The organism is Streptomyces sp. A1277, from assembly GCF_004795015.1.
In the GTDB taxonomy this organism is placed as follows: domain Bacteria; phylum Actinomycetota; class Actinomycetes; order Streptomycetales; family Streptomycetaceae; genus Streptomyces.
On sequence record NZ_SSBI01000009.1, the window covers coordinates 70,661 to 91,710 of the forward strand.

Annotated in this window: 16 protein-coding genes and 3 pseudogenes; 13 read left to right on the forward strand and 6 right to left on the reverse strand. The window is 72.5% G+C overall.

Features of this window, described 5'->3' with window-relative positions; all coding sequences use genetic code 11:
* Positions 1 to 180 precede the first annotated feature (180 nt).
* Positions 181 to 978: a TIGR03084 family metal-binding protein gene (locus E6R18_RS08585; RefSeq protein ID WP_168712302.1), complete on the forward strand. Its 798-nt coding sequence runs from the start codon at positions 181 to 183 to the stop codon at positions 976 to 978.
* Between the two features lie 153 nt (positions 979 to 1,131).
* Positions 1,132 to 1,791, forward strand: a complete 660-nt coding sequence (locus E6R18_RS08590; protein ID WP_136316253.1) for a MerR family transcriptional regulator — start codon at positions 1,132 to 1,134, stop codon at positions 1,789 to 1,791.
* 52 nt (positions 1,792 to 1,843) lie between these two features.
* Here the strand turns inward: E6R18_RS08590 and E6R18_RS08595 are convergent, their stop codons facing one another.
* Positions 1,844 to 2,293, reverse strand: a complete 450-nt coding sequence (locus E6R18_RS08595) for a hypothetical protein (protein ID WP_240799652.1) — start codon at positions 2,291 to 2,293, stop codon at positions 1,844 to 1,846.
* A 648-nt stretch (positions 2,294 to 2,941) separates the two neighbouring features.
* Between E6R18_RS08595 and E6R18_RS08605 the strand changes: the two genes are divergently transcribed.
* Together E6R18_RS08605 and E6R18_RS08610 are read left to right on the forward strand one after the other, a co-directional pair.
* A complete protein-coding gene (locus E6R18_RS08605) occupies positions 2,942 to 4,339 on the forward strand; it encodes an MFS transporter (RefSeq protein WP_136316310.1) in 1,398 nt (465 codons plus the stop codon).
* Positions 4,336 to 5,559 (forward strand): FAD-dependent monooxygenase, encoded by a 1,224-nt coding sequence (locus tag E6R18_RS08610; protein WP_136316255.1) that lies wholly within the window; start codon positions 4,336 to 4,338, stop codon positions 5,557 to 5,559. The genes E6R18_RS08605 and E6R18_RS08610 overlap by 4 nt, the downstream gene beginning before the upstream one ends.
* A gap of 47 nt (positions 5,560 to 5,606) precedes the next feature.
* Here the strand turns inward: E6R18_RS08610 and E6R18_RS08615 are convergent, their stop codons facing one another.
* Both E6R18_RS08615 and E6R18_RS08620 read right to left on the reverse strand, forming a co-directional pair.
* Positions 5,607 to 6,299, reverse strand: coding sequence for a response regulator transcription factor (locus tag E6R18_RS08615; RefSeq protein ID WP_136316256.1), 693 nt, complete (start codon positions 6,297 to 6,299; stop codon positions 5,607 to 5,609).
* Positions 6,296 to 7,639, reverse strand: a complete 1,344-nt coding sequence (locus tag E6R18_RS08620; protein ID WP_136316311.1) for a histidine kinase — start codon at positions 7,637 to 7,639, stop codon at positions 6,296 to 6,298. The genes E6R18_RS08615 and E6R18_RS08620 overlap by 4 nt, the downstream gene beginning before the upstream one ends.
* Positions 7,640 to 7,970: 331 nt before the next feature.
* Between E6R18_RS08620 and E6R18_RS34745 the strand changes: the two are divergent.
* Positions 7,971 to 8,145 (forward strand): annotated as a pseudogene (locus tag E6R18_RS34745) (LLM class F420-dependent oxidoreductase); the annotation flags it as partial.
* Between the two features lie 251 nt (positions 8,146 to 8,396).
* A complete protein-coding gene (locus E6R18_RS08630) occupies positions 8,397 to 9,545 on the forward strand; it encodes a serine/threonine-protein kinase (protein WP_240799662.1) in 1,149 nt (382 codons plus the stop codon).
* Between the two features lie 210 nt (positions 9,546 to 9,755).
* Here the strand turns inward: E6R18_RS08630 and E6R18_RS08635 are convergent, their stop codons facing one another.
* Both E6R18_RS08635 and E6R18_RS08640 read right to left on the reverse strand, forming a co-directional pair.
* Positions 9,756 to 10,358, reverse strand: a complete 603-nt coding sequence (locus tag E6R18_RS08635) for a dihydrofolate reductase family protein (protein ID WP_136316258.1) — start codon at positions 10,356 to 10,358, stop codon at positions 9,756 to 9,758.
* Positions 10,355 to 11,293 carry a metalloregulator ArsR/SmtB family transcription factor gene (locus E6R18_RS08640; protein ID WP_136316259.1) on the reverse strand — a complete coding sequence of 313 codons (939 nt, stop codon included), beginning with the start codon at positions 11,291 to 11,293 and terminating at the stop codon, positions 10,355 to 10,357. The genes E6R18_RS08635 and E6R18_RS08640 overlap by 4 nt, the downstream gene beginning before the upstream one ends.
* Positions 11,294 to 11,418: 125 nt before the next feature.
* Here E6R18_RS08640 and E6R18_RS34750 point away from each other — a divergent pair.
* Positions 11,419 to 11,712 (forward strand): annotated as a pseudogene (locus E6R18_RS34750) (FAD-dependent oxidoreductase); the annotation flags it as partial.
* On the opposite strand, the gene E6R18_RS34755 reads toward E6R18_RS34750, so the two are convergent.
* Entirely contained in the window at positions 11,698 to 11,838 is a 141-nt protein-coding gene (locus E6R18_RS34755) for a hypothetical protein (protein ID WP_240799653.1), read from the reverse strand. The pseudogene E6R18_RS34750 and the gene E6R18_RS34755 sit on opposite strands and share 15 nt — an antisense overlap.
* Before the next feature lie 703 nt (positions 11,839 to 12,541).
* On the opposite strand from E6R18_RS34755, the pseudogene E6R18_RS08655 reads away from it, so the two are divergent.
* From E6R18_RS08655 to E6R18_RS08680, 6 genes and pseudogenes are all read left to right on the forward strand, one after another.
* Positions 12,542 to 13,012 (forward strand): annotated as a pseudogene (locus E6R18_RS08655) (DUF305 domain-containing protein); the annotation flags it as partial.
* 376 nt (positions 13,013 to 13,388) lie between these two features.
* On the forward strand, positions 13,389 to 17,885 hold the full coding sequence (locus tag E6R18_RS08660; RefSeq protein ID WP_168712303.1) for an AMP-binding protein: 4,497 nt from the start codon (positions 13,389 to 13,391) through the stop codon (positions 17,883 to 17,885).
* A 71-nt stretch (positions 17,886 to 17,956) separates the two neighbouring features.
* Positions 17,957 to 18,187: a hypothetical protein gene (locus E6R18_RS08665; RefSeq protein ID WP_136316262.1), complete on the forward strand. Its 231-nt coding sequence runs from the start codon at positions 17,957 to 17,959 to the stop codon at positions 18,185 to 18,187.
* A 22-nt stretch (positions 18,188 to 18,209) separates the two neighbouring features.
* Entirely contained in the window at positions 18,210 to 18,878 is a 669-nt protein-coding gene (locus E6R18_RS08670; RefSeq protein WP_136316263.1) for an RNA polymerase sigma factor, read from the forward strand.
* Positions 18,875 to 19,981, forward strand: coding sequence for a CU044_5270 family protein (locus tag E6R18_RS08675; RefSeq protein WP_136316264.1), 1,107 nt, complete (start codon positions 18,875 to 18,877; stop codon positions 19,979 to 19,981). Before E6R18_RS08670 ends, E6R18_RS08675 begins: the two co-directional genes overlap by 4 nt.
* Before the next feature lie 100 nt (positions 19,982 to 20,081).
* Entirely contained in the window at positions 20,082 to 20,951 is an 870-nt protein-coding gene (locus E6R18_RS08680; RefSeq protein WP_136316265.1) for an MBL fold metallo-hydrolase, read from the forward strand.
* Positions 20,952 to 21,050: the final 99 nt, after the last annotated feature.

A 21,050-nucleotide genomic window follows, 5' to 3' on the forward strand; every position in this document is an offset into this window, starting at 1 on the left:
TGATTTTGGGTGGGTGCGGTGGTTCGCGCATCTTCGTGACTGCCGGTCGGTTCCGTACCGACGTGGAGATGATCCGCACCGGGCAACGGACGAGAAGACAGGCCGCAGGGTCCGGCAACAGACTCGTTTCGCCGCATTGACCGGCGTGCGCAGGAGCCCGTTTCCCGGGAAGGACCGCTTATGACGAAATCACCTGACATATACGCAGATCTGGTGGCCGAGGGTGAGGAGATCGACGCACTGCTCGACGGTCTGGACGAACAGCAGTGGCAGTCGCCCACGCCCGCCCCGGGGTGGACCGTGGCTCACCAGGTCGCCCACCTCGCTTTCGTCTGCCATCTCGCCGCCACCTCCGCACGCGACCCGCAGCGCTTCGCGGAGTACGCGACGCAGGCCAAGAACGGCTTCCAGGCGGCGGTGGACGCGGCGCTGGCCCAGTTCCTCGCCGCGGGTCCCCAGGCGGCGAGGGCACGCTGGCGTGAGGAACTGGCCGCCTCCGTGGCCGGGCTGGCCGCGGTCGACCAGAAGGACACGGTGCCTTGGCTGGTCAACCCCCTGCCGCCGACGGTGCTGGCCGCCGCCGGCATGATGGAGGTCTTCGCACACGGTCAGGACATCGCGGATGCGCTCGGCGTGCGCCGGGTGTACACCGACCGGGTGGGACACCTGGCCTGGTTCGGTGTGCACACAAGGGACTTCGGCTACCAGGCGCACGGACTGGTCCCGCCGAGCGAGGAGTTCCGCTTCGAGTTGACCGCCCCCTCGGGCGCGACCACGTGGACCTTCGGGCCGCAGGACGCCGTCGACCGGATCACAGGGCCGGCCGCCGACTTCGCGCTGCTGGTTTCCCGTCGCCGCCACCACGCCGACCTCGCGGTGCGGGCCGAAGGAGCCAGGGCCGAACAGTGGCTGGGCATCGCCCAGGCATACCGGGGGCCGGGCGGAGCCGGGCGGAAGCCGGGTCAGTTCGCGCGGTAGGGGGCTTTCGGCAGCCCAACGCGCGATCCCCCGCACCACGGCCCCACGCGACCCAGCCGCCCTGATCGTGGACGACTTCGCCCTGCTCGGTCAGGCCGTGGGCGCGGTGAGACCCAGTGCTCCGGCGTAGCCGCCGCAGAGAGGTGGAGCTCCATGACGTTGTCGGAACTGAGCAGCCGCAGCGGGGTGTCCACCGCGACGATCAAGTACTACCTCCGGGAAGGACTGCTGCCCCGAGGACAGCGCGCCGCCGCCACCCGCGCGGAGTACGGCGAGGAGCACCTGCACCGGCTCCGGTTGCTCCGGACGCTCATCGGTGTGCGTCAGCTGTCGGTCGGCGCGGTCAAGGGGGTTCTCGGCGCCATGGCGAGGCAGCACGATCCGCACCGGATCTTCGGAATGCTGACCGACGGCGGGTCGGCTTCGCCGGACGGGGATCACGAGCGGGGGAAGGGGGTGGCGCAGGAGGGGGAGGAGAAGGGTGCGGGCGTCGCCGATGCGCGCAGACTGATCACCGAAATGGGCTGGGACGTCGACCCCGGTACCGCCGCCGTCCAGAGCCTCGGCAGTGTTCTGCATGCGCTGTCGGAGCTGAATACGGAGATCGACTGGCAGACGCTGCTGCCCTATGCCCGACTCGCCGACCACATCTCGGAACTGGACATCGAGCAGATAAACGGCGCGTCGCGACCGCAGGAGGCCACCGAACGCGCCGTGCTGGTGTGCCTCCTGCTGGAACCGGCGCTGCTCGCCCTGCGTCGCCTCGCCGCGGAGGACAAATCACTCCGTCTGTCCAGCAGGAGCCCGCAGTAGGGCACATTGCCTCAGGAGTCCGGGACGACGCGGAGCCTCGGACGACGCAGCGTCAGTCAGCGACCGCACCCGTTCCCTTGGCCTGGTCGCGCTTGCCGGCTCCCAGTCGGGCAAGGGCCTCCCGGAAAACGGACACGTTCTCACGCGTCATCTCGTAGGCGATGTTCTTGTGCCAGCTGGGGTTGTCCGGGTCCCAGACCGGAGTGATGGGTGCGCTGGTCCCTTCCGGCCACCAGCCCTCCCGTACTCCGCGCGGGACCGCCCGGGAGAGCGCGACGGTCGGGCCGTTGAGCTTGCCGAGCACGCCGCGCAGGTGGTCGGCGTCGAGATAGCCGTCGCCGTCGAGTACGACCATCGTGGCGAACCGGCGGGCGCCGGCGGTCAGCGAACGGAGGTAGCGCTCGGCGCGTTCGACGGTCCACTCGGTGTCTGCGGTGATGGCCAACTCGTGGCGGTGCTCAGCGAGAAGTGAGAGCAGCTTGTGTTCGAACTCCTCACTCATGCCTTCGATTGTGAATTTCACGGGAGCCTTCCGTCAGATTCTCACCGGTTTCTCCGGGGTCTCCCTGAAGGTTACAGGCCCGGGGTTTCCGCCCGGCGCGCGTGCAACTCGGAGCGGACGAGTTCGAGGAGGCGCCCGGCCCAGTCGCGCCCTGCGCCCGCGCGTTGTCGCCCCAGAACCCCGACGACGCGATGTCGTCGTAGATCACGGTGGCGCCCTCCGTCGGTTGGACGTGGCCACGGCGGGGTTGTTGTACACCACCGCGACGGGCTCGGGCACGGACCCGGCCCGGGTGGACCTGTAGTGCGTAGGCACCAGGTCTGGTGAGTGGCTGGTCCGGGTGCACCAGGCCGAGACGGCTGCGGGGGACGATGCCCGCCAGGACGCCGGGAGGAAGTCTGGGAGGCGTGCGAATCCCGCGTATTCCTCTTGTTCTAGCGGTGTCTGGAGTGATCAGCAGGTGGTGACTGTTCTTGACCGGATCGGGCGGCGGGCCTTCCCGCGGCGCCGGGTCGTGGGTGGTGGTCTGTCCGGGTGCCATGGTTCTGGCCGTGGCCGCCGCCGGGGAGGGAGAGAACCTCTCCACGCCCGGCACCGAGTCGCGGTAGGCGTCCGACCTGTCGGAGGGGGACGGTGAAAACGACGTCTCTGTCCGAAGCCGTGGCCTCCCCGGCCCGCATCGGGTGGCTGCCGATCGGCGTACTCGGCCTCCTGGCGCTCGCCCTGGGCACCCTGCAGTCGGTGGTGGAACCGGCGCTCCCGCTGTTGCAGCGTGAGCTGGGGGTCAGTCCTGCCGAAGGGGCTTTGATCGGCAACGCGTTACTCGTCACCGGCGCGGTCGTCACTCCCGTCGCAGGCAAACTCGGCGACCGCTATGGCGGAAAGCGGGTGCTGGTCCGGCTGATGGCCGTGGTCTCGGCCGGCGGTCTGATGGCCGGCCTGGCACCGAACCTGCCGGTGTTGTTGCTGGGTCAGGTACTGCAGGGCGCCATGGTGGGTGCGCTGCCTCTCTCTTTCATCCTGGTGCGCAAGCACCTCACGAAGGGCGAGTCGCAGGCAGCGATCGGGCTGGTCGTCGCGCTGTTCACAGGCGGCGGCATGGTGGGCATGCTGTTTGCCGGTCCGATCGCGGAAGGACTGTCCTGGCAATGGATGTTCGCGCTGCCGACGATCGCGATCATCGCGACGACGGTGGGCGTGGCCCGGCTGATGCCGCATGATCCGCCGGTCCGATCGGACGACGGGATCGACTGGCTTGGCACGGTCTTGCTGAGTGGCACGTTGCTCGCGTTCATGCTCGGGCTCGTGACGGTCACGGGGGACGGCGGCATGCCGCCACTCGCGATCGGTGCCATCGGCGTGGTCGTGGCCGCGCTCGCGACCGGGTGGGTCGTCGTCGAGCGCCGGGCAGCCTCGCCGATGGTCGATCTGCGCATGCTGGCGAAGCCCGCGATGTGGCACGCGTGTGTGCTCACCTTCGTCGTGACCACCAGTTCCGGAATGGTGCTCTTCCTCCTCCCGCAGTTCTTCGCGGTATCGGCCGACGGGTACGGCTTCGGAGCCGGCACCACCGACATCGGACTGTTCCTGCTGCCCGGCGCCATCGCCGGAGCGGTGAGCGATTCGGTCGGCGGGGTCGCGGCGCGGCGTTTCGGTCCGCGCGCCGTGGTCCTTGCCGGCACCGTCGTCACGGCGTCCACGATGATCGCCCTGGCGTCGCTGCACACCGCGGAATGGCAACTCGTCCTCGCGAAGGTGCTGACCGCGTTCGCCGCGGGCGTCGGTACCACGGCGTTGCTCGCCGGCACCGCCACCGCCATCGAGACCAAGGACGTCGGCATCGCCACCAGCCTGCTCGTGGTCACTCGTGTGATCGGCGTCGCCCTGGGCGCCCAGGTGGCCGGCGCGATCCTCGATGCCGGGGCCGAGCCGATGACGGGCCTGCCGACCGAGTCGGCCTTCGCCACGGGGTTCGCCGTCGCCGGCCTCGTCGCCGCGTCGTCACTGCTCGTCGTCCGTATGACGAAAAAAGGAGTCCAGGCATGACACCGAAGGGTCGGTCGATGAACGTGAACACCGCCGCGGAACGCGAAGTGCTGATCTGCGGAGCCAGTATCGCCGGACCCGCGCTGGCGTACTGGCTGCACCGGTCCGGATGGGCGGTCACCGTGGTGGAGAAGGCAGGCGCGCTGCGTGCCGGCGGTTACCCGATCGACATCCGCGGTACCGCGACAGAGGTGGTCCGGCGGATGGGGATACTGCCGCGGCTGCGGGACGCGCACATCGACTCGCGTCGCTGCGCCTTCCGCAACGCCGACGGGAGTGAAGTGGCCTCACTCACCCCGCGTGCCGTCGCAGGCGGTGTCGAGGGGCAGGAGCTCGAGGTGCGTCGGGGGGATCTGGCCGCGATCCTCTACGCGCTGGTCCGCGACGACGTGGAATTCCTGTTCGGCGATTCCATCGACACCCTCGTCGAGTCCGGACAAGGGGTCGACGTCACTTTCCACAGCGGGCAACGGCGCACGTTCGACCTGGTGATCGGCGCCGACGGTATGCACTCACGTACCCGGGAGTCCCTGTTCGGCCCCGAGGAACAGTTCCACCGCTACCTCGGCTACTGCTTCGCCATATTCACCATGCCGAACACCTTCGGCCTCTCCCACGAGGTCGTGGTGTGGAACACGCCGGGGAAAGCCGCGGCCCTGTACGCCGTCGGGGACGACGACGAACTGCACGCCTTCCTGAACTTTCACCAGCCGGAACCACCGTTCGATGCCCTGCGGAACCCCGACGCCCAGCGGGACCTGGTCGCCGCGACCTTCGCAGGCGCGGGATGGGAGGTCCCCGGCATGGTCAACGCCATGCGCGACGCGGACGACCTTTTCTTCGACACGGCCGGTCAGATCCGCATGCCCCACTGGTCCAGCGGCCGCGTCGCGCTCGTCGGCGACGCCGCGTACGCACCCTCGTTCCTTACCGGGCAAGGTTCGAGCCTCGCACTGGCCGGTGCCTACATGCTCGCCAACGCCTTGGCCACGAACCGGGACCACACCGCGGCCTTCGCCGCCTACGAACACGGCATGCGCGAGTTCGTAGCCATGAATCAGGCCCTGGTCGACACCGGTGCGGCCACGCTCTTCCCCACCACGGCACGGGCCCTGGAGCAACGCAACACCAGGCTGCGTTCCCTCGTCACCATGCCCTCCGCAACCGCACGGCCGGCCCACTCAGCCCTTGCGCTGCCCGAATTCGCCCCCATGCCGTGACTTGGGGGCCGGCCCGCCATCCAGCCGGAATCGCCCGTTGCCGCTGGTCAGCTGCTTGAGTGAGGGGAGCGTGTCGGGGCGGCGTGGGCCAGGCCCGTCCGGTAAGCGATGACGACGAGTTGCGCTCGGTCGCGGGCCTCCAGCTTCGTCATGGCGCGCTGTACGTGGGCGCGGACGGTGAAGGGGCTGAGGAACATCCGCTCGGCGATCTCCTGGTTGGACAGGCCGGTCGCGACCAGAGCCACCATCTCGCGTTCACGCGGAGTGAGCGCGGCGAGCTGTTCGGCGTGGTGCGGTGGGTCCGCCTCCGGTGTGGCCAGAAAACGGGCGACCAGGGAGCGGGTGGCGGCGGGGGACAGAAGGGTGTCGCCGTCGGCGACCGTACGCACGGCGTCGGCCAGGTCCTCGGCCCCGATGCCTTTGCCGATGAAGCCGCCCGCCCCCGCACGCAGCGCTTGAGCGACGTACTCGTCGGTCTCGTAGGTGGTGAGGATCAGGATGCGGGCGGAGCGCAGTTCCGGGTCCGCGCAGATCTCCGCCGTGGCGGCGAGACCGTCCACCTCGGGCATGCGGATGTCCATGACCACCACGTCCGGACACAGCTCCCTGGTGAGTCTGACCGCCTCCCTGCCGTCGCCGGCCTCGCCGACCACGGTGATGTCGTCGGCGCTGTCGAGAAGCATGCGGAAGGCACCGCGTAACAGGGCCTGATCGTCGGCGAGGAGCACTCTGAGCGTCATGGCGTGCCCCCGGCCTCTCCGTCGCCTGTCCGTCTGTCGCCTGGCGCCGCGGCGTCTGTCGTCCCGTCAGCCATGCTTCTCTCCCCGGTGGTTGGCGCTTCGTCGGCGCTCCGTGCCCTGTCCTTGAAGGGCGACAGGGGCAACTGGGTGGAGACGAGGAAGCCGCCCTCCGGGCGCTTGCCCGCGGAAAGGTGTCCCCCGACCGCGGTGGCACGTTCACGCATCCCGATCAGACCGTAACCCGGCGGGCGGTCCGGCACTGTGGACGCCCTCGGTCCCGGGGACGCGGCCCACGCCGTACGAGAGCCCTTCCCGTCGTCGGCGACGGTGATGGTCACACGATCGCGGCTCCAGGCCAGGCGCACCCGCGCGTTACCAATGCCGGCGTGTTTGGTCACGTTGGTCAGGGCCTCCTGGACGATGCGGTAGGCGGTGAGGTCCACTCCCGGCGGCAGCGGCCTCGCCGTGCCCTCCTGGTGCACCGACACCTCCAGACCAGCGCGGCGGAAGGAGTCGAGGAGCGCAGGAAGCCGGGACAGCCCGGGTGCCGGTTCGGCGGGCGCGGCCGTGTCCCCGGCCTGGCGCAGCAGACCGACTGTGGCCCGCAGGTCGTCGAGCGCGTCGGCGGTGGTCTCGACGAGTTCCTTGAGGCTCTTGCGGGTCTGCTCCGGGCGGGTGTCGAAGAGGTGGGCGGCGACCGTGGCCTGCGCGTTGGCCAGAGTGATCTGGTGGGCCACCAGGTCGTGCAGTTCCCGGGCGACGCGCACCCGTTCCTCGGCCACTCTCCGGCGCGCCTCGCTGTCCCGGCTCTCCTCGGCCCGCCGGGCCCGCTCCTCCACGGCCGCCAGGTAGGCCCGCCGGTTGCGGACCGAGTGACCGAGCACGCCGGCCACGAGCGGGAACGCCGCCACCACGCCCATCCTGCTCGCGTCCTTCCACGACACGTCCCCGAACAAGGGGATGGAGGCGACCACCGCCGCGGAGCTGAGCAACACCGTGCCGGCCGCGCGTCGTTCGGTGCGCGCGGCGAGCGCGTAGGAGTAGGCGGTGATCACGGCGGGGGCCACGATGAGCGGGGTGAGGAGGAGACCCAGGGGCGGCACCAGCACGCCGAACGCGGTCGTGGCCGCCAAGGCGGCCAGGGGTGCCCGGTGCCGCACGGGCAACACGGCACAGGACACCACGGCGATGACGTAGGCGGCGGCTGTCGGCGCCGACAGCGTGTCGTCGGCCTGCATCACCCCGCCGAGCAGGCAGAACGCGAACGCCGTCGCCGTGATCGCCGCCTCCCGCGACCACGCGCCGCGTGGTCGCGGGCCACCACCGCCCTTGTTCGTCATGGCCGGCTCAGCCCCGGCCGCCGGGGAGAGCCGCCGCACCGCTGCGCCGGGCCCGGTCGCGGATGCGGAGACACGCCTGCTCGGTGCCTCACCCTCGATATCGGTATTCGGCAGCACACGATTCAGGATACGAGGCAGCCACCGGGAGCGGGTGCTCGCTTCCCGGCCGGGAAGCCTCGCGGCCGGGAAGCCTCGCGGCCGGGAAGCCTCGCGGCCGGCTCGGGACAGTACCCGTACGCCGTCCTGGCGGGCGTGCTGCGGCGCAGTGACGCAGGGGCGGCTGTGCGGACCACAGTGCGGCCCACAGTCGCGGGCCCGGATCTCTGTACTTCGGGCACGGCGCCCGGCGCCCGTCGCGTTTCTCGGGGCCGAGCAGGCCGTCGCGCTCGACCATGTCCCCGACCGGGCCCGGGAGGTGGCCACTGCGCATGTCGCCGGATACCTGGCCATGGCACCGCACCCAGGAGGCGAACGTACGCCGGCTCGGCTTCGGAGACGAAGAGATGTTCGTGTGGGGCGGCCGGTACCAGCCCGTCCGGGCATATTTCCATGAGTGGTGGCCGCGGGGATGAGCCGGCCGGTGTTCTGTGGGGGCTGTGGGCCGCCCTGCGGTATTGCCGGCGGAGCGCCCGGTCATACTGATGCGCGGTAACACAAGGCGGGGCCGCAGGCGGCGCGTGACGTACGGGGTGGACGGGTGGGTGTGCCGGAGCGCATTGGTGCGTATGGCGTGGAGCGGGAGTTGGGGGCCGGCGGTATGGGCACCGTCTATCTGGCGCGCTCGCGCGGTGGGCGTTCGGTGGCCGTGAAGGTGGCGCGGCCGGAGTTGGCGGCCGATCCGCACTTCCGTCAGCGTTTCCGTGCCGAGGTCGCCGCCGCCCGGCGGGTGGGCGGTTTCCATACGGCGCCGGTGGTGGACGCCGATCCGGAGGCGGAGGCTCCGTGGCTGGCCACGGCCTACATTCCCGGGCCCACTCTGTCCGCCCTCCTCGCCTCCGAGGGGCCGATGGGTGAGGAGCGGCTGCGGCAGTTGGGAGCGGCGCTCGCCGAGGCGCTCGCGGCGATCCACAGGTGCGGTCTGGTGCACCGCGATCTGAAGCCGGGGAACATCATCATGGCCGCCGACGGCCCGAGGGTGCTGGACTTCGGGATCGCGCGGGCCATGGAGTCGACCCGTCTGACCTCTACCGGTGTGGCCTTCGGAACTCCGGGGTTCCTGGCGCCCGAACAGGCCATGGGTGAGGAGGTGAGCGGGGCAGCCGATGTGTTCGCGCTCGGGGCCGTGCTGGTGGCCGCGGCCGGGGGGAGCGCCTTCGGCGGGGGTACGCCGATGGGGCTGATGTATCGCGCGGTGCACGAGCCGGCCGATCTGTCCTCCGTGCCGCCCAGCCTGTGGCCGGCGCTCCTGGCGTGTCTGGCCAAGGATCCTGCTCAACGGCCCGCCCCGGAAGGGCTGCTGGATCTGTTCGCGCCGATTCCGGGTGCGTACACGCCGACTGCGGCCGTGCTGCCGCCCATGGACGCGGTTCCCCTGCACCGGGCGCCGACCGCGCTCGCGCCGCCGACCCCTCCGGCGTACCCGCCGGCGTATCCCCCTGCGGTTCCCCCGGTGCTTCCGGCACCCGGGCCGGCGGACGACGACATCGTGTTCACGGCCGCGGACGCCACCGGTGCGGTTCTGGTCGATGCCGAGGGTGTCGTTCTCGAGTCGGACGCGCGGTATTTCCAGTTCGGCTGGGACCGGATCAGCTCGGTCGAGTACGCGGCAGCGCCTCAGAAGTACTTGTGGGTGACGGTCAGGCTCCATGACGGTTCCGTCCATCAGCAGGCGGTCAAGGCCCGCAGGGCGTCCCTGCTCCGCACGTGGCTGCAGGACCTTCCGCTCGTCATCGAGTGCTTCCGGTAGGCGCCCGGGCGCGTGACGTCGGCCGTGCGGGCCGGCTGGTGCGGTCAGCCGACGCCGTCCTGCCGGTAGGTGGGTGGGCGGATGGGTGGGCGGATGGGTGGGCGGGTACGGCCCGGCAGGTAGGCAGGTAGGCAGGTAGGCAGGTAGGTAGATAGGCAGGTAGGTGGATAGGCAGGTAGGTAGGTAGGGGGCGGAGGTGGGTGGGTGGGATCAGCGGGTGCGGTCGTAGACGAGGGACAGCGTGCCGTGCTCGCCCGCGGCCTGGCTGGCCAGTGACCACTTTCCTGCGGGCAGGCCGTCCTCGAAGAGGCGCGGCCCGCCGCCGAGGAAGAGCGGAAAGACCGTGAGAGCCAGCCGGTCGACCTGGTCGGCGGCCAGCAGTGCCTTGATGACGCTCGCGCTGGACAGGACGAGGATGTCGCCGCCCTCGGTGGCTTTGAGGTCCGTGACCACCTCGGCGGTCGGCTTGCCGACCACCGTCGTCCGCTCCCACGGGGCCTCGCCGAGAGTGGACGACAGCACCACCTTGTCGGCGCCGACAAGCCACTTCGCGAACCCCTCGTCACGCGGGTCGACGCCCTCCGCGCCGATGACGGTCGGCCAGAAGCCGAGGAATCCCTCGGCGTTGACCCGGCCGAGCAGCGCCGTCGTCGCCGGCTCCCAGAGGCTGGTCAGGTGGTCGCGGGCCACGTCGGTCACGGCGTACGGCATCACCCAGCTCATATCCAGCGGGTTGTCCGGGGCCGCGTAGTGGCCGTCGAGGGAGAGGGCCGTGTTCGTGACCACTCGTCGGCCTTCGGTCTGCTCTGTCATGTCGCGCTCCCCGTGTCGGTCGCGGTGCCTGTGGCGGTGCCTGTGGCGGTGCCTGTGGCGGTGCCGGTGGTGTCGGTGACGGTGCCTGTGGCGGCGGCAGTGTCGGTGTTCGGGCTGGTGTCGGTGAGAGCCGCCGCCAGCTTGTCGAGGCTCTGGCCGAAGCCGATCTCGATGCCCGCTATGAAGTCCGCCGAGTCGACGGTGCTGTCGGTGATGCGCCAGTGGACGTCGAGGTCCGTGCCCGTGTCCGTGGGCCGCAGGCCCATGTCGACGTGGGCGGTGAAGGCGAGACTGCCGTCGGGGAGCAGCGGGGACAGCCGGTAGGCGAGGTGCTCGCCCGGGCGTACGTCCTCGACCACGCCCTCGGCGCGTCCGGCGACCAGGTCGGAGTCGTCGGCGTCCTCGGCATCGCGGTACTCGTGGACGATCCGCCCTCCGGGCCGCGCCTCGAAGACGAGCTCGGAGACGCGGAGGTCGTCGGGCGTCCACCAGAGGGCGAGCAGGGGCGTCTCGGCGAGGTGGCGCCAGACCAGCTCGGGGCGCCCGGTCAGCGGCCGGTGGAACCGGAACGAGCGGCCGTCGGCCCATCCCCACTCCCTCGCGGCGAGCCGTTCCGCGTCCAGGCTGAGCCCGTAGCGGTCGTACGTCGTGTGCGGGCCGCCGGACTGGTCCGCGGTGTCGGCGAGCCGGCCGAGCGCAGCCGCCAGATCCCGCAGGGGGCCGGGCTTGAGGGCGTAGATGCGGCGCTGGCCGGTGCGCCGGGACGTCACCACACCGGCGCGCTCCAGAGTCTGCAGGTGCTTGGTGGTCTGCGGCTGACGCGCCTGGGCCAGCTGGGCGAGCACGCCGACCGAGCGGGGCTGTTCGGCCAGCAGACCGACCAGGCGCCAGCGCGCCGGATCGGCCAGTGCGGTCAGGTGTGCGAGTGCGTCCATGACTACGAGTATTCTTCATCAGGAATATTCGTGTCAAGGAATACTCGAACCTTCTTTCCTGTCCCTTCGGGGCCGGGAGTGGCGGGGCGCAGGTCGCTTTCGCGCGATGTCACGTCTGGGGCCCGGAGGGCACGGGCGCGCGGTTCGCGCACGGCTGGGTGACAGCGGTGGACGCACAGGCCCGGACGGTGCGGGTCGACGACGACCGCGTTTTGCCGTACGACACGCTGGTGTACGCGCTGGGCGGGGTCGCCGACACGTCGGCGGTGCCGGGGGCCGAGAACCAGGCGTACACCCTGAGCAGCGTCCGGGACGCGGAGTTGCTCCGTACGACGTGGGCGCGCGGTAGCACCGTGCCGGGGCCTGCGGGCCCTGCGCGAACCGGCAGGGGCGACGGCTGTACGTCAGGCGGAGGCTGAGGCGGGCGGCAACGCGCCGAGAACGGCCGCGAGGCCGTGCGGGTCGCGGCGGGCGATGTTGTGACCCACGGGGATCTCGTGAACCCGCCAAGCCGAGTCGTCGCGCAGCCGCTCGGTCAGGGTCACGAACGGGCTGCCCGGCCACGCGCCTCCGCTGATGAACGTGCGGCGGGGTCCGCGGCCTGGGTTGCCACCCAACCTGATGGTCTGGACGAAGCTGGCCAGCGGGTGCGGTCGCGCGCGGGGATCGAGTCCTTCGGGGACCGCGACCCCATCGGCCGTCGGCGCGGGCGCCGGCTATGAACAGTTCCCGGAAGGTGTCACTGGTCAAGGACCAACAGGAATCCCCGTCGTCCGGGACATACGCGTCCATGAAGACGAGCTGATCGAGGCGGTCGCCGAGCTGGTCCGCGACACCGGCGATCACCATCCCGGCGTAGCTGTGCCCGCACAGCGCGAGGGGCGTTCCGTCGCCACGGTCGATGATCTCGGCCACCTGGGCGATATGAGTGTCGAGGTTCGGCGCACGGTCCGCATCGACCGGGCCGTCCGGCTCCAGCCCCTCCAGGGTCACCGCCTCGACGTGGTGCCCGTCCCGGCGCAGCTCGGCAGCCACCGAGTCGAACGCCCACCCGCCTTGCCAACCCCCGGGCACCATCACGAACTTCATCGCGTCATCCTAGGCCGAGCCGAATCCGACGTGTCCCGCCGACGTGTGCCGCCGACGTGTGCCGCCGACGTGTGCCGCCGACGTGTGCCGCTGGTGATCGGCGGCTCGTACGATGGAGGTGTTCGGCCTCGTACGATGAGGCGGTGACCGTGCGCACCCCAGGGCATGATCCCCCGCCACCGCCAGGCCGTTCGGATGGCCGGCCTCGCACCGGACCGCACCCGGTCGGCCGAGGTGAGGAAGCTCGCGGCGGACATCAAGAAGGCCCAGGCCCCCGAGATCGAGACACTGTCGGGGTGGCTGACCTCCTGGGGCGAGACCGTGCCCTCCGAGAGCGCCACGGACCACTCCACGCACGGCACGCACGGCACGCACGGCATGGACGGCATGGACGGCATGGACGGCATGATGACCGGCGACGACGTGGACACGCTGGAGAAGGCGACGGGCACGGCGTTCGACACCGCCTTCCTCCAGATGATGATCAAGCACCACGAAGGCGCGGTGGACATGGCCAGGACCGAGCAGGCCCACGGCGCCTACGCCCCGGTCAAGAAGATGGCCGGCCGGATCATCACCTCGCGGAGCGCGGAGACCGAGCAGATGAACCGGCTCCTCGGCAAGAGCTGACACCCTCTCGCTGCGGGAGGGCGCAGCAACAGCCCGCCCGGGCAGGACCGGGCGGGCTGTGGAGAGGGCTCCCGGTCGTCATGACCCGTGTGTCGCACTCCCGAGGATGCCGCACGCGGGCATGAGCATGGACACAGAACCGCTGGAGTGCGGGTGGAGCGGCGGTGCGAGGGCCGCTCCCGCCTCCGCCGCCATCTGGCGTCCTGGCAACGCTCTGGGCTTCGTACGCCCCTGCAAGGCCGCGCCTACCTGCGGCTACAGCAGGACTCCAGCCGGTCCGGAGATTCCTTCGAGCGCCTTCTGCCAGCGTCTTGGCAATGTCTTGCCAAGACGGGAACCGGCAGGACGGAAGTCGCAGTCGAAGGAGCGCGCCACGATGTCCATCCCCGGTCTCATCGAGCAGCAGGTCGCCGCACGCCCCGACGCGATCGCCGTCCACACGCCCGGACACCCCGGCGACGACGTCTCCCTGACCTACCGTGAGCTCAGCCGCGCGGCCAACCGGCTCGCCCGGCACCTCGTGGCGCGGGGCATCGGCCGGGGCGACCGGGTGGCGGCGAGCCTGCGCCCCGGCCCCCTGCTCGTGACGGCGCTGCTGGCCGTCCTGCGGACCGGGGCCGCGTACGTGGCGCTCGACCCGGCCGATCCGCTCGCGCACCGCCGGTTCGTCGTACGCGACAGCGCGGCCCGTACCGTCCTGGCCGAAGCCGCGGACGCCTCCGACTACGCGGGCCTGCCGGCCGTCCTCCTCACCCCGCACGCGGCGGCGTTGGAAAGCGGTGAGCAGTTGCACCTGGTCTCCCCGTGCTCCGGCGACGACCCCGCGTACGTCTGCTACACCTCCGGCTCAGGCTCCGGCTCGGGTGGGGGCCCGGCGGTCGGTGTCGTCGTGCCGCGCCGGGCGCTGGACGAACTGCTGCGGCCCGGGGCCGCCTTCCGGCCCGGCCGGGACGATGTCGTCGCGCAGACCGCGAGCCCCGCGTCCGCCGCGAGCGTGTTCGAGATCTGGGCGACGCTGGGCGCAGGTGCCCGGCTGACCGTCCTGTCCTCGGACGTCGTCGCCGGCCCCGAGCGTCTGCGGCGCGCCCTCGTGGACCACGGGGTCACGGCCGCCCTGCTGACGGCCGCGCGGTTCCGCCGGGTCGTCCGGGACCGCCCCGACGCGTTCGGCTCGCTGCGCACCCTGCTCGTCGGTGGCGGGGTCTGCGATCCGCACCAGGTGCGGCGGGTCCTGCGGGCCGGACCGCCCCGGCGGCTGCTCCAGGTGTACGGGGTGGCGGAGACGGCCGCGTTCGCCCTCTGCCACGCGGTCACCGGCGCGGCGGCGGACCTGGACGGCGCCATCCCCCTCGGCCGGCCCGTGGGGGCCACCGCCGCCGTGGTCGTCGGCGCCCACGGCCTGCCCGCCGAACCGGGCACCGTCGGCGAGCTGCTGCTCGGCGGGCCCGCCCTCGCGGACGGGCCCCTCGGCCGGCCGGAGCCGGGCGCGCGGCGCTTCGTCGAGGACCGGTTCACCGGTGTCGGCGGGCGGCTGCTGCGGACCGGCGACAAGGTGCTGCTGCGCACGGACGGTGCGCTGGAGTACGCGGGCCGGGTGGACGACCACGTCACCCTGCACGGCCTGCGCGCCGACCTCCGCGAGGTCGAGTCCCTGCTCACCGCCCACCCCGGCGTCTGCGAAGCGGTGGTGACCGTACACACCGACGCGGACGGCGAACGGCGCCTGGTGGGGCATGTGGTGCCGGTCCTGGCCGGTCGCGGCGAGGAGGACGACGAGCGTGTGCCGACCGGGGTGCACGCGGGCGCGGGCGGTGCGGATGCGGACGGGACGGCTCCGAGCGGGACGGCTCCGGGCGGGACGGCTTCGGGCGGGACGGCTCCGGGCGGGACGGCTCCGGGCGGAGCGGTTTCAGCCGGCGTGACTACGGCCGGCGTGACTACGGCCGGCGTCGCTTCTGCCGGAGCGGGGTCTGCCGGGACAGTTTCAGCCGGGGCGCTCCCGGCCGCGCGGCCGGTGGCTGCCGGGCCCGTCGTGTCGGACCGTACCGTGCCCCTCGACACCGCCCTGCGCGGCTACCTCCACCAGCGGCTGCCCGACGGGCTGGTGCCGTCGGCGCTGGTGCTCCACCGCGAACTGCCGCTGAACACCGAGGGTCTGGTCGACCGCGCCGCCCTGCCCGCGCCCGGTCCGGCGCCGGCCATGACGCCCGGGACGCCGCCGGGCACGCCGCTCCAGGAGATCGTGCGGGATCTGTTCGCCGAGGTGCTGGGGCTGCCGCGCCGGCTGATCGACGCCGACTGCGACTTCTTCGCCGTGGGCGGGCACGCGTCGGCGGCGGCGCGGCTGCTGGAGCGTGTACGCGAGACGCTGGGCGCCGGTCCGGCGGACCCGGCCGCGCTCCGCGCCGCGCCGACCCCGGCCGCGTTGGCCGCCCTGGTGGGCGAGATCCCCGCCGCCGTGATCGGGCCGGGCACGCCCCAGTCGGCGTCGTGCACTTCCGGTACGGACAGTGTCGTGCTGGCGTTCCGGCTGCGCGGGCCGCTCGACGTGCGGGTGCTGGACGAGGCGCTGACCGTGCTGGGGCGCCGGCACGGGGTGCTGCGCAACTCCCGTACCGGGAACGCCGGAACCCGGCTGCGGTCCCTGGCCCCGGACGACCACCTGCTGGAGCTGGCGCTGCCCGCCGCCGATGTGGACCTGTGGTCGCAGCTGCCGCTCGCCGCCGATCTGGCCAGCGTCCACCGGGAGCTGGCCGCCGGGGGCGCCCCTTCACCGGACCGGGAACTCGTGCGGTACGCGCCTCGTTCCCCGTACGGCGACCGGGCACCGACCGGGCTGCCCGGCAGCGGTCCCCGGCGCTTCGACACGGCCCCCGGCCGGCTCGACCTGGACCTGGACGAGGCCCTGCACGCGCGGCTCACCCGGTTCGCGGCCGCGCACGGGGCCACGGTCTTCATGGTGGTGCACGCCGCGCTCACCGCCGTCCTGCACCAGCTGGGCAAGGCCGGCGAGATCACCGTCGCCGCCCCGGTCCCGGCCCGCGACAACGCCACCCTGCGGGGCGCTGTCGGCGCGTACGGGCGAGTGCTCGCGCTGACCGTGGACGCCTCGGACGACCCGGCCTTCGGCGAGCTGGTGCGCCGGGCGCGGGAGCGGGACCTGACGGCGTACCGCAGCGCGCAGGCCCCTCTCGCGGGCGCGGGGGGCGTCGCCCTCACGGTCCTCCAGGACGCGACGGCCGGCCAGTTCGCTTCGGGTCCGCTCACCGTGCAGCCGGAGGGTGCCGGTCTTGCCCTGCCCGCCACCGATGTCGGCTTCACTCTGACGGAGCGGCAGAGCCGGGCGGGTGCACCGGCGGGCATCTCGTTGACGACCACCTACCGGCGCGAGACGGTCGGCGAGACCGTGGCCGCCACGCTGACCGACCGGCTCGTCGCCCTGCTCGCGGCGGCCCTGGACCGTCCGGACGCGGTGCTGAGCGCGCTGGTACCGGCCGGGCGGCCGGCGGTCCGGGAGGGGGTGTGGGAGGCCGGCCGCCACGAACTGCCCGCGACGACCGTGGCCGAGCTGTTCGCGGAACGGGTGCGGAGCGCGCCCAGAGCCGTGGCGCTGTCCGGTGCGATGGGGGTCGGCGGTGCAGATGGTGCGGCTGGTGAGGACGGTGTCTCTCGTGAGGGCGGCGCTCCGGCCGTCTCCGTCATGGATTACGCCGAGCTCGACTTCCGTTCCGATCTGCTGGCGCACGCCCTGGTCGCGCACGGCGCGGGTGCCGGCGCCACGGTCCTGACCGCGCTGTCCTCGCCCACCGGGTTCGCGGTGGCCGCGCTCGCCATCGCGAAGACCGGGGCGGCGTGCGTACCGGTCGATCCCGCGCAGAAGCTGCCCGCTTCGGTGCGGCCGGTGGCGGTGCTGCTCGACGAGACCGCCGACCTGCTGCTGGAGCAGACGCCGGGCGCCGCCCGCCTGGTACGCGACGAGGCCGCCGATCTGCTGCCCGCCGACGGGAAGTGGCCGCTGGAGGAAGGCGACCGTACGCGTCCGCTGAGCGCCGGCGACCCGGTGCTGTGGGCACTGGGCGCGGCGGGGGCGGCGGGCTGGGGTGGTGCGACCGTGGTGGGCAGCGGGCCCGTCGTCGCGGCGACGCTGGCCGAGCCGGTCGACGCCGCCTGGCTGGTACGCGGCTACCCGGACGCCGACGCCACCATCGGCCTGCTGGGCGCGCTGGTGCGCGGCGTCCAGGTGCACATCCCGGACCGCTCCCTGCGGCACGCCGTACCGCAGGAGCTACTGCGGTGGCTGCGCGAGCGCGACGCCCGGATGCTGCTCGGCGGCAGCGACGAGGTGCTCGTCGCGCTGGTCGCGCTCGCCGGCGAGGAGCGGTTGCCGCTGCTCACCAGCGGCGGCTGGGCCGAAGGCCACCTGGTCGTCGAGCACCTGGCCACGGGGGCGGCCCGGCCCGCCCCGGGCTACCGGGCGTACGTCCTGGACGCCCGGCTGCGGCCGGTGGCCCCGGGTACGGTCGGTGCGCTGTACGTGGCCGGGGCGGGCGTGGCCCTCGGTTACGCCGGCGCCCCCGCCGCCACCGGTGAGCGCTTCCTGCCCGATCCCTTCGCCGGTGCGGGGGCCACCGCCCGCATGTGGCGCACGGGCCGGGCGGCCCGGCTGGACGCGGACGGCACCCTCACGGTCCTCGAAGGCCCGGCCCCGGACGACCCGTTCGCCGGCGCACCGGCGACCTTCGTGGTGGTCGGCGACGACTCGGGGCGCCGCGCCCTGTGGCCGGCGTCGGCGCCGGTCCCGGCCGGCTGGTCGCAGGTCCGTGCGGAGAGCCGGTACGAGTGGTGCCCGGACCACTTGGACGAGTTGCCGTGAGGGGGCGGGCATCCCTTGACCTCAAGCGCGCTTGAGGGAAAAGCCGCCTTCCGCTCCTGGATACCGAAGCGATGCAGCGGCAGGTGCAGTACCTGACCGACCATGCCGAGATCACCGGCCTGATGGACCGCTACCTGCGTTCGCTGGACGCCGGAGCCTTCGACGAGGAGCGGGCGCGCGCGTTCCGCACCGATGACGTCGCCGCGGATTTGACGGGCGCCCCGTGCGCGCGGCCCCGGGGTGTGGCGGGGGTCACGGGAACTCCTCGGGCCGGCCGGAGAGGTAGGTGGTGTGAGATGTGATGAGCAGGAAGACCGGGAGCGCATGCGCACACGCATCAGGGCGGGCGACCGTGAGGCGTTCGCCGCGCTCTACGAGGCGTACGCCCGGTCGGTCTACAACCATGCCTACCGGCTGACGGGCGATTGGTCGACGGCCGAGGAGGCCATGTCCGAAACGTTCCTGGCCGCGTGGCGCACCCGTCACGCGGTCGCGCCGGAGGGTGACTCGCTGCTGCCGTGGCTGCTCGGGATCGCCACGAACAAGGCACGCAACGCGAACCGCGGTATCGGGCGGCGCCTGGCCTTCCTGGCCCGTCGCCCCGCCCCGGAACCGGTCGCGGACATCGCGGACGCCACGGCCGGACACGTCGACGACACCCGGCGGCTCGCCGCGGTCCGGCAGGCACTGGGCGGACTCCGCCGTCAGGACCGCGAGGTGCTGGCCCTCTGCGTCTGGTCCGGGCTGGACTACGCCGAGGCCGCCGAGGCGCTGGGCATCCCGGTGGGCACCGTGCGGTCGCGGCTGTCGCGTGCCCGCAACCGGCTGCGACGGCTCACCGACGAGCAGCTCGGCCGGGCATCGGGCGGGTCCGCGCGGACAGCTCGCCCCGGAGAAGAAGTCCGGTCCGGCAGGGAACCGCGCCCCCGCCGCGGAGAGGTAGAGAGCAGGGCCGCGTTCGTGGCCCTGCCCATCCAGGAGGAAGCCCGATGAACGACCGTACCTCCGGCCCCGAGCGGGCCGAACGCGAGGAACTGGCCCGGCTGCTGCCGGTCCCGGCCGAACGGGACCTGCCCCCGGGCCGTCATCTCCACCACAAGGAAACCCTGATGCAGCTGATCGACCAGGACGGCGACCGCGCCACCGCCCGCCCCCGGCCCCGCCTCCTGCGCCCCGCCGTCCTGCTGCCCGCCGCCGGGCTGGCCCTGGGCGGGGTACTGCTCACCACGCTCGCCGTGACCGGCCAGGACCACGCTCCAGTGCCGTCCGCCGCCGGCACCGGCTCCGGGGCCGCGGCCCCCCGCGGCGCGGCCGTGCTGCTCGACCGGATCGCCACGGTCGCCTCGAAGAGCGACGAACTCGCGGTCGCCGACGACCAGTTCGTGTACGTCAGGACGCTGCAGGCCGAGGGCGAGGGCGAGTTCGGCGGCCCGATCAAGCTGACCGAGCCCCGGGAGCGTGAGGTCTGGATGACCCAGAAGTCGGGGCCGGTGATCGATGAGGGCCTGATCCACCAGGACGGCAGGTACTACCCGATCACGGTCGGGGTCCCGGACGGCGAGAGGCCCGTCGGCTACCCGGCGGGCCTCAACCGGCCGACGTACACCTGGCTGGCCTCCCTGCCCACCGGCCCCGACGCGCTGCTCCGGCGGCTCACCGCCGAGATCGCCGCGGACCAGGACGCCCGTGACACCCCGGCCGAGGACCGGGACCCGGACCAGGACGCCTTCGACGCCATCGGCGAGCTGCTGCAGGAGACGCTGATGCCGCCGAAGACCGCGGCCGCCCTGTACAAGGCCGCGGCGAAGATCCCGGGCGTGAGCGTGGACTCCGACGCGGTGGACGCGGCCGGCCGGCACGGGATCGGTGTGGCCCGCGACAACACCCGGTACGGCTGGCGCACCGCCTGGATCTTCGACTCGGCCACCCTGGAGTACCTGGGCGAACGGACCTACCTCATCAGGGACACCACCCTGGGCAAGAAGGGCACCCTGACCGGCCAGACGGCGGTCCTGGAGCGCGCGGTGGTCGACGCCCTCCGCGAGAAGCCGTCGAGCGGGAAGCCGTCGGGCGAGAAGCCGTCAACGGCGGCCTGATCCTGGCAGGGGCGACGAGGAGTTGGGGCTCGTGGGCTGGACAGGGATGACGAGGAGTTGAGGCTCGTGGGCTGGATCGGGTGTTCTATAGACTCGCCCGATGGCCGCCGGCGATCTTCTTCAGCTCACCGTCCTCGGAAGCGCGACGCCCTACGCGAGCGTCGACAATCCGTGCTCCGGCTACCTGGTCTCCGGGGGTGGCGCGCGGGTCTGGGTGGACGCGGGGAGCGGGACGCTGGCGCCGTTGCAGCGGCATGTCCGGCTCGATGAGCTGGACGCGATCTGGATCTCGCATCTGCACGCCGATCACAGCGCGGACCTGCTCACCGCCTACTACGCGGCGCTCTACGCGGACATCCGGCTCGCGGCGCCCATCCCCCTGTACGGGCCGCCCGGCACCGCGGACCGGCTGGCGCACTTCCTGACCAACGGACCGGTGCGCAGCCCGGTCGAGTCGGCGTTCGCCCTCCAGGAGCTGAGCGACGGGCACGAGGCTCGGGTCGGGGCGCTGGCCCTGACCAGCCGGGCGGTGGCGCACGGCATGCCGGCGTTCGCCGTGCGCGTCGAGGCCGGGGGCCGGTCGTTGGTCTACTCCGGGGACACGGCGCCCTGCGCGAGCCTCACGGCGCTGGCCGAGGGGTGCGACGCGCTGTTGTGCGAGGCGGAGAGCGACCGCGCTCCGGACGAGGGCGAGCAGGTGCACCACACGCCGGAGGACGCCGGGGACACGGCGGGCGCGGCCCGGGCGGGGCGGTTGATCGTCACGCACGTCGGACGGTTCGTCACCCCGCAGGACGCGGTGGCCCGCGCCTCCGCCCGGTTCGGGGGGCCGGTCGACTACGCCGCGCCGGGCACGGTCTTCTCGATCGGTTGGGGGACGCGGGGCGAAGTGCCTCTCGGCCGCGCTTCCGTGAGGGGCGGCGGCGGAAGCGAGCAGTCCGCGTCCGTGTCCCGACTCCCGCCTGCGTAAAGGGAGTTCGTGGTGGGGCCAAAGCGTCTGTAGAGGTTCTGGCGAAGCAGGGCGACCGGCGGGGGACGGGTGCTTGAATGGCCTTGATCGGTACGGTAG

What these genes read in the sequence shown, in the direction of transcription:
- E6R18_RS08585 (WP_168712302.1), top strand. Translation starts at nt 181, where the DNA reads ATGACGAAATCACCTGACATATACGCAGATCTGGTGGCCGAGGGTGAG.
- E6R18_RS08590 (WP_136316253.1), top strand. Translation starts at nt 1,132, where the DNA reads ATGACGTTGTCGGAACTGAGCAGCCGCAGCGGGGTGTCCACCGCGACG.
- E6R18_RS08595 (WP_240799652.1), bottom strand. Translation starts at nt 2,293, where the DNA reads ATGAGTGAGGAGTTCGAACACAAGCTGCTCTCACTTCTCGCTGAGCAC.
- E6R18_RS08610 (WP_136316255.1), top strand. Translation starts at nt 4,336, where the DNA reads ATGACACCGAAGGGTCGGTCGATGAACGTGAACACCGCCGCGGAACGC.
- E6R18_RS08615 (WP_136316256.1), bottom strand. Translation starts at nt 6,299, where the DNA reads ATGACGCTCAGAGTGCTCCTCGCCGACGATCAGGCCCTGTTACGCGGT.
- E6R18_RS08620 (WP_136316311.1), bottom strand. Translation starts at nt 7,639, where the DNA reads ATGACGAACAAGGGCGGTGGTGGCCCGCGACCACGCGGCGCGTGGTCG.
- E6R18_RS08630 (WP_240799662.1), top strand. Translation starts at nt 8,397, where the DNA reads ATGGGCACCGTCTATCTGGCGCGCTCGCGCGGTGGGCGTTCGGTGGCC.
- E6R18_RS08635 (WP_136316258.1), bottom strand. Translation starts at nt 10,358, where the DNA reads ATGACAGAGCAGACCGAAGGCCGACGAGTGGTCACGAACACGGCCCTC.
- E6R18_RS08640 (WP_136316259.1), bottom strand. Translation starts at nt 11,293, where the DNA reads ATGGACGCACTCGCACACCTGACCGCACTGGCCGATCCGGCGCGCTGG.
- E6R18_RS08660 (WP_168712303.1), top strand. Translation starts at nt 13,389, where the DNA reads ATGTCCATCCCCGGTCTCATCGAGCAGCAGGTCGCCGCACGCCCCGAC.
- E6R18_RS08665 (WP_136316262.1), top strand. Translation starts at nt 17,957, where the DNA reads ATGCAGCGGCAGGTGCAGTACCTGACCGACCATGCCGAGATCACCGGC.
- E6R18_RS08670 (WP_136316263.1), top strand. Translation starts at nt 18,210, where the DNA reads ATGCGCACACGCATCAGGGCGGGCGACCGTGAGGCGTTCGCCGCGCTC.
- E6R18_RS08675 (WP_136316264.1), top strand. Translation starts at nt 18,875, where the DNA reads ATGAACGACCGTACCTCCGGCCCCGAGCGGGCCGAACGCGAGGAACTG.
- E6R18_RS08680 (WP_136316265.1), top strand. Translation starts at nt 20,082, where the DNA reads ATGGCCGCCGGCGATCTTCTTCAGCTCACCGTCCTCGGAAGCGCGACG.